Genomic DNA, 8,415 nt, shown 5'->3' with positions numbered 1-8,415 from the left:
ATCACCTTTTTTTATATCGGAATTATAGAATAGTTGCATAGTTTTTAATTTTTGTCTAACCAGTTTTTCCAATCTTTCCCTACATTGTCCCAATTATAAACTTCATGAATTGGTTCTCTTTTATCATTCACTGGAAAATAATTATGCTCAAGATCGAAATAGGGTATAAATTTTAAATATTGTAATCCCAATTGAATACTTTCTATATATAATAAATCGTTATAGGGTGCATTCCAATCTTTTGTGCCATAAGTTATCAAAACTGGAATTTTAAGTTTTTTAAGATGCAAAGCTGATGGTTGAGAAAAATCGTATGTTGCTTTATAAGTATCACCACCATTATAGTCAATATTGTTTTTATTTTCAACAACAAATTTCCAATATTCGATTAAATCATAATTTTTTTGTTTACTTACTTCTTCTACAAGCATGCTTAAAATTCTTCCATAAGGATTTCCACTAGAATAAATTAAATGTGTTATTTTTTTATTTTTAGTTGCTAATTTAGCTGCGATTGTGCTTCCTTCAGAATGGCCAGCAAGTACTAATTTGTTTTTTAAAATCCATTGTTCTTTGAATAATTTATTAATTACAAAGCTATTTCGCTCAACATAATAATCTAAATAATTATTGTCGGAATATATTCTTGAAACGCTATCGTTTTCAATAAGATATTGATAATTGTTTTTTAAATCTTTTACATCTGAAATTACAGGAACACCTGGTTTTCCTACTATTACTATATGAAATTCAGTTAAAAAATCACTTACATCAAACGGAAAGGTTCCATACAAAACAGTGTTTTTATATTTTAACAATGGTTGAGGCATGCTTCCTTGACAGAAAAAAAACAGTGGTTTTTTAATATTTTCTTCTCCTTTTTTCGATTGAATTAATACATCAACAATTGTTTTTTTGTATTCAAAAGTCATATGTCTATAACCAAAATCTTCTGGTTTTTTTTGACCAAAAGTTTTTAAAGAAATTAAGATTAGGAAAAATATTTTTTTCATTTTTTTTAAAATTCAATACGTGCTTTTGAGGTGATTTCAGCGGAACTAAAATTACCTTCTAAAAAGTTGTAATAGCCCACAATTCCAATCATGGCAGCATTGTCTGTAGTATATTCAAATTTTGGAATGTAGGTTTTCCAACCGTATTTTTGTTCGGTTTCTTTTAAAGTGGTTCGAATGCCTGAATTTGCTGAAACCCCACCGCCAATAGCAATCTTATTGATTCCGGTTGCTGCAACAGCCAATTTAAGTTTATCCATCAATATTTGAATAATTGTATGCTGAATGGATGCGCAAATATCCGCTTTATTTTCTTCGATAAAGTCTGGGTTTTCGGCAATATTTTTCTGGATAAAATAAAGTATTTGCGTTTTTAATCCGCTAAAACTAAAGTTCAAGCCGGGTACTTTCGGTTTGGTAAAGGGAAACGCTTTTGGATTGCCTTCTTGCGCAAATTTATCAATCAAAGGACCACCAGGATAGGGCAGTCCTAGTATTTTTGCGCTTTTGTCGAAAGCTTCACCCACTGCGTCATCTGTGGTTTCTCCGATAATTTCCATATCGAAAAAGCTTGTTACTTTTACAATTTGAGTGTGTCCGCCCGAAATGGTCAAAGCCAAGAAAGGAAAATCGGGTTTATCAAAACCTTCCTCATTAATAAAATGCGCTAGAATATGTGCTTTCATGTGATTGATAGCGATCAATGGGATTTGGAGTGCACAACTCATAGATTTTGCAAATGAACCTCCCACTAATAATGAACCCATCAATCCTGGACCTTGTGTGAAGGCAATACAATCTAAATCATTTTTTGTGATTCCAGCTTTTTTTAATGCAACATCAACAACTGGAACAATATTTTGTTGGTGCGCTCTTGAGGCAAGTTCGGGTACAACTCCACCATATTCTTCATGAATAGGCTGTCGGGCTACGATATTGGACAAAACCACATCGTTACACAACACTGCGGCAGATGTATCGTCGCATGAACTTTCAATCGCAAGTGTAAAAATTTTTCTTTCTATCATTTTTAGGCACGAAATTTGACTTAAAGATATTGTAATTATCTTACAAAAATCCTTATTTTTGTTGGAAATCCCTGTTAGCTATAAATTTAAGCAAATTTAAAACAAAATAGAGTATCAAAAAATATAAAAAAATACTATTTCGTATTCTCATAGGAATATTACTATTGTTACTCTTTTTGGGTACTGTTTTGTCGTTACCACCCGTTCAATCTATACTGGGAAAATACGCAACCGATGAGTTAAATAAAGCATACGGAACAGATCTAACCATAGAACAAGTAGCCATAACGCCATTTGGTAGTGTCAAACTAAAAGGGATATTGATTTTGGATCATCACAAGGATACCCTTTTTGCTATCAAACGTTTAAATACTTCTATTTTAAGTTTTTCAAAACTTTATGATCCTGGACACCCCTATTTAAAAGATGTTATTTTGGATGGTTTGGATGTCAAGATAACCAACTACAAAAATGAGGATTATACGAATTTAGATCGATTTATTGATGCTTTTGATGATGGTTCGCCTTCTTCGGGTAAATTTAGAATGCGTGCCAATAAAATGACTGTCTTCAGTAGTCGTTTTCGATATATTGATGAAAATTTAAATACGCCTAAGGTTCTCGATTTAAAAAGATTGAACGGAAAATTGGAGGATTTTTTAATTAAAGGTCCAAATGTTACTACGATCATTAATCGTTTGGCGTTTAAAGACCATCGGGGAATTGAAGTAACGCAATTGACCGCTGGATTTACGTATACTAAGACCAATATTCTGTTGGATCATTTAGCACTTCAAACTACTCATTCAGAACTGAAAGGAAAAGTGGAATTGCGATACAAACGGGAAGATTTTAAAGACTTCAACAATAAAGTGATTTTTGATGTTCAATTGGATAAAGCAACTATTGCTTCTAATGATTTGAATTGTTTTTACAACGAATTTGGGAAGCATAATATGTTTTATTTGGATACTCATTTTCTGGGAACATTAAATAATTTTACCCTACATGATTTGCAGTTGTTGGATAAAAATCAATCAGAAATAATAGGTTCGGTTACGTTTAAAAATCTATTCGGAAAAGACAATCAATCTTTTTACATGAAAGGTAATTTTGATCGTGTAGCCACGGATTATAAAAAAATTATCCGTGTATTGCCTCGTGTGTTGGGAAAAAATCTACCATTGATACTTTCAAAATTTGGTACAGTTGATTTGGCGGGATCTATTGAATTGACTCAGAAATACATCAATGCCGATGTTTCATTATTGTCCAGTTTGGGTGCGATTGATAGTGATTTTTCAATGCAAAATATAGATGCTATAGATTGTGCATCGTATCAAGGGAATATACAATTATCTGCCTTTGATTTGGGTACTTTGATCAATGAAAAAATGGTCGGTCGCGCCACCCTGAATTTAGCTATTGATGGATCTGGATTTACAAAGCAATTATTGAATACAAAGCTTAAAGGAACTGTTGATGCTATTGCTTATAACGGGTACAATTATCAATCAATCGCAGTAGATGGGAGTATGAAAATGCCATATTTTAAAGGATATTTTAATAGTAATGATCCGAATTTAAAAATGGATTTTGATGGAGTAGTAGATTTGAGCAAACGGATAAATAATTATGATTTTAAAGCACAAATTGACTATGCCGATTTGCATCTTCTTAACTTCTATAAAAAAGATACACTTTCAATTTTTAAAGGTAAAATTAATTTTAAAGCGGCAGGTGGTTCTGTAGATGATTTAACTGGGGCACTATCTATTCATGATGTATCTTATCAAAACAGCAAAAATTCTTACTTTTTTGAAGATTTTGAAATCACCTCTTCTTTTGACGCAGAAAACGTAAGAACCATATCAATGAATTCGCCGGATATTATCAGTGGTCAAGTTATCGGGAAATATAAGATTAAAGAGGTTCAAAAAATCATCGAAAATGCGCTAGGAAGTTTGTATGCCAATTATTCTCCAAATAAATTAGCGAAAAATCAATTTTTATCTTTTGATTTTAAGATTTATGATAAAATAGTTGAAGTATTTATTCCAGAGGTTTCGATTTCTGAAAATACGAGTTTTAAAGGGCAAATCAATGCCGATGCTGGTAAATTTGAATTGGATTTCATTTCGCCTTCAATAGTAGCCTACGATAACCAAATCAAAAATGTAACAATTGATATTGATAATAAAAACCCAATATATAATACCTATATTTCAGTTGACACAATTGCAAATAAGAATTATAAAATTGCAGATTTCAACTTGATTAATGTAACATTAAATGATACACTATTTGTGCGTTCTGAATTTAAAGGTGGTGCTCAAAGTAAAGATAAATTTGACATCAATTTATTCCACACCATCAATCAAGATAAACAGTCAGTAGTGGGTTTTAAAAAATCAGAAATTACGTTCAAAGATTACATTTGGTTCATTAATGAACAAGAAACAAATGACAATAAAATTATTTTCGATAAATACCTGAAGAATTTTGATTTTCAAAAAATCAGTCTGTCACACAACGAACAAAAGATCGATTTTTATGGTACCATGCGGGATTCAACGTATAAAGATTTTCAGTTGACGTTCAATGAAGTTGATTTGAAGAAGGTGACACCCACTATAGAAAATCTTTCTTTTAGTGGAAACATTAACGGGAATGTACAATACAAACAAGATAAAAACAGTTATGATCCCGAGTCAAATATCACCATTGATAATTTACAAGTTAATGATATACTATTAGGTGATTTGGATTTTGCAATAGAGGGAAACAATACATTCAATCAATTCCAAGTTAATTCGTCATTAAATAAAAATGGTGAAGAACATTTTTTCTTGACAGGTAACGTCAATTTTGTAGGACAGCAATCAAGTTTAGCATTGGATGCTGGGTTTAAAGAATTTGATTTAGCGCCATTTGGACCATTACTGGGTTCGGTATTGTCTGATGTAAGAGGAACTGCAACAGGAAGAGCAAATATTGCGGGCGCCCTCACACAACCCGAAATTGATGGAAGGTTGTATTTAAATGAAGCGGGCATGCGCGTTCCCTATTTGAATGTGGATTATGCGTTTGAAAAAAACGCCATTGTAGATATTACAGAGCACCAATTTAGTTTGCGAAAAATTGAAGTTAGGGATACCAAATACAAAACAAAAGGGGTGTTGGATGGATCCATTCGTCATAAAGCACTAGACGATTGGCAATTGGATTTGCATCTGAATTCAAATAACATTTTAGCTTTAGACACACCTGATTCGGAGGGGGCATACTATTATGGTACTGCTTTTATGAAAGGTGTTGCTAGTATTACTGGAGCTGTCAATGCACTAAATATTGAAGTTACCGGCCAGTCTGAAAAAGGGACTATCATAAAAATTCCTGTTAATGATGATGAAGATTTAGGGGATAACTCGTTTATCAAGTTTATGACAAATGAAGAGTTTCAGAAGATAAAAATGGGCAAAGTTGTTGAGAAAAATAAATATCAGGGTATTGAGTTGGCCTTACGTTTTGATATTGACCAAAATGCCGAGATTGAAATTATTTTGAATAAAGAGTCAGGTCATGCCATGAAAGGAAGAGGTGTGGGTTCTATGTTTATGGAAATCAATACCTTGGGTAAGTTTCAAATGAATGGAGATTTTATTGTTCAAGAGGGACAATATAATTTTAAATATGGCGGACTTATTGATAAAAGATTCAATGTAACGAAAGGAGGAACCATACGTTGGGATGGGGATCCGATGAATGCGGTATTAGATTTAGAAGCTACCTATATTACAACAGCTAATCCTGCGGTATTATTGGAAAGTGCTTCTTTAAATAAAAAAGTAGATACTCATGTTTCCATATTATTAAATGGGAATCTAAGCAATCCGCAACCCGATTTTAATATAAATTTTCCTACGGTCCCATCGGTTTTAAAAAGTGAAATTGAATATAAGCTTCAAGATAAAGATACCCGACAAACTCAGGCATTTGCCTTGTTATCTACAGGTTCTTTTGTAACTGCTGAAACTGCAGGAAATGCAGCATACGGTCCTTTATTTGAACGAGCGGGTTCGCTTATTAATGGATTGTTTGCCGATGACGAAAGTAAATTACAATTGGGCTTTGACTATTCACAAGGTAATCGTTTAACGGAGATTTCTGATCGTGTTGGAGTTACGGTGAGTACACGCATAAACGATAGAATTTCTATCAATGGAAAAGTAGGAGTTCCAGTTGGAGGTGTTAGTGAATCGGTAATTGTAGGTAACGTAGAAATACAAATGCAATTGAACGAAGATGGATCACTTACAGCTCATGTATTCAACAGAGAAAACAACATCAATTACATTGGAGAAGGAATTGGTTATACTCAAGGATTGGGACTTACTTATAACGTAGAGTTCAATACCTTTAAGGAAATGATTCGCAAAATTTTTACCAAGAAAAGTGTATCCAAAACGGCTACCAATTCCAATAGTGATATTCCTGATTCTGAAGATATTCCTTCAGAGTTTTTAGATTACATCAATACCCGAAAAGAAAAAAAATCGGAAGGAACTAAAGAAATTAGCAATAAAGTACCAGAAATCGATTAATTTTTCAATTTTTAGCATTAAAAATAAAAAGTTATTAACGAAAACGTTTGAATTTGCCACTATATTTAAATAGTCAGCAAAATTGCTTATTTATTATCAATTCCTTTATTAATTTTACATAAACAAATAAATACTCATGACTACAAAGATTAGAAAAATAGGTGTTTTAACTTCTGGAGGTGATTCTCCAGGAATGAATGCTGCTATTCGTTCAGTTGTAAGAACTTGTGCATATCATAATATTGAATGTGTTGGAATCTACAGAGGTTACCAAGGCATGATAGAAGGTGATTTCAAAGAAATGGGGCCGCGTTCGGTAAATAATATCATCAATAAAGGAGGTACTATTTTAAAATCGGCTCGGTCTAAAGAATTTATGACTGTCGAAGGGCGTCAAAAAGCGCATGCTAATTTAGTAGCCGCTGGTATTGATGCTTTAGTTGTAATTGGTGGTGATGGTAGTTTTACAGGTGCCGAAGTTTTCAATAGTGAGTATGGTTTTCCTGTGATGGGAATTCCGGGTACAATTGATAATGATATTTATGGAACCAGTCATACATTAGGTTATGATACGGCTTTAAATACGGTAGTTGATTGTATCGACAAGATTCGTGATACAGCGAGTTCCCACAACCGACTTTTTTTAGTGGAAGTAATGGGTAGAGATGCAGGTCATATTGCATTAAATGCGGGAATTGGTGCTGGTGCCGAAGAAATATTAATTCCGGAAGAAGACTTGGGTTTAGAGCGATTAATAGAATCGTTGCGTCGCAGTAAAGCTTCAGGGAAATCTTCAAGTATCGTAGTGATTGCTGAAGGAGACAAAATAGGCAAAAATGTATTCGAATTAAAGGATTATATCGAAGAAAATTTTCCAGAATATGATATTCGTGTATCGGTATTAGGCCATATGCAACGGGGAGGTTCACCTTCTTGTTACGATCGTGTACTTGCAAGTCGATTTGGAGTTAAGGCTGTAGAATCTATTATTGAAGGCAAATCGAACTACATGGTAGGTATGTTAAATGATAAAGTTGCGCTCACACCATTAGAACAAGCCATTAAAGGAAGTTCAGAAATTGATAAAGAATTGCTTCGCGTTTCTGATATCATGACTACATAAAATAGACCTGTAGGTATAGTTATATAAATTTAAATTTAAATCAAAGTATTAATTATTGGCTTTAAGTAGAAATTTAAAGCATAAAGTTTAAAAAAATGTCAAAAGTAAAATTAGGAATTAACGGTTTTGGAAGAATTGGAAGAATTGTATTTAGAGAAACTTTCAATAGAGATAATGTAGAAGTTGTAGCAATTAATGATTTGTTGGATGTAGATCATTTGGCGTATTTATTAAAGTATGATTCTGTTCACGGACGTTTTAACGGAAAAGTTGAAGTCAAAGATGGAAAATTATATGTAAATGATACTTTCATTAGAGTTACTGCAGAAAGAGATCCAAAATTAATCCAATGGGATCAAGTAGGCGTAGATGTAGTTGCTGAATGTACAGGTTTCTTTACCACTATTGAAACAGCTAGTGCTCACCTTGAAGGTGGTGCTAAAAAAGTTGTTATTTCGGCTCCCTCAGCAGATGCTCCTATGTTTGTAATGGGTGTAAATCATACAAAAGCTACAGCGGCTGATAAAGTAGTTTCGAATGCGTCTTGTACCACTAACTGTTTAGCGCCATTGGCTAAAGTTATTCATGATAATTTTGGAATTTTGGAAGGGTTAATGACAACTGTTCATGCTACCACTTCAACTCAA

Annotated in this window: 5 protein-coding genes; 3 read left to right on the top strand and 2 right to left on the bottom strand. The window is 33.1% G+C overall.

The genetic code is table 11. The features are described 5' to 3' along the window. Window positions 1-44: 44 nt before the first annotated feature. Together ACIQ6Z_RS08050 and tsaD are read right to left on the bottom strand one after the other, a co-directional pair. The gene (locus ACIQ6Z_RS08050) at window positions 45-1,013 is read right to left on the bottom strand and encodes a hypothetical protein (RefSeq protein ID WP_396210390.1); all 969 of its coding nucleotides are present in this window, start codon (window positions 1,011-1,013) and stop codon (window positions 45-47) included. 5 nt (window positions 1,014-1,018) lie between these two features. Further along, window positions 1,019-2,041: a tRNA (adenosine(37)-N6)-threonylcarbamoyltransferase complex transferase subunit TsaD gene (gene tsaD, locus ACIQ6Z_RS08045; RefSeq protein ID WP_396210389.1), complete on the bottom strand. Its 1,023-nt coding sequence runs from the start codon at window positions 2,039-2,041 to the stop codon at window positions 1,019-1,021. Between the two features lie 164 nt (window positions 2,042-2,205). Between tsaD and ACIQ6Z_RS08040 the strand changes: the two genes are divergently transcribed. The 3 genes from ACIQ6Z_RS08040 to ACIQ6Z_RS08030 all read left to right on the top strand — a co-directional run. Beyond that, a complete protein-coding gene (locus ACIQ6Z_RS08040) occupies window positions 2,206-6,645 on the top strand; it encodes a translocation/assembly module TamB domain-containing protein (RefSeq protein ID WP_396210388.1) in 4,440 nt (1,479 codons plus the stop codon). 136 nt (window positions 6,646-6,781) lie between these two features. Then, a complete protein-coding gene (gene pfkA, locus ACIQ6Z_RS08035) occupies window positions 6,782-7,768 on the top strand; it encodes a 6-phosphofructokinase (protein WP_396210387.1) in 987 nt (328 codons plus the stop codon). Window positions 7,769-7,863: 95 nt separating this feature from the next. After that, on the top strand, window positions 7,864-8,415 hold a 552-nt coding region (locus ACIQ6Z_RS08030; protein WP_396210386.1), incomplete at its 3' end, for a type I glyceraldehyde-3-phosphate dehydrogenase.

The sequence above is a fragment of the Flavobacterium sp. genome (assembly GCF_044376915.1).
Lineage (GTDB): Bacteria > Bacteroidota > Bacteroidia > Flavobacteriales > Flavobacteriaceae > Flavobacterium.
This window is presented reverse-complemented; position numbering and strand designations above follow the sequence as displayed.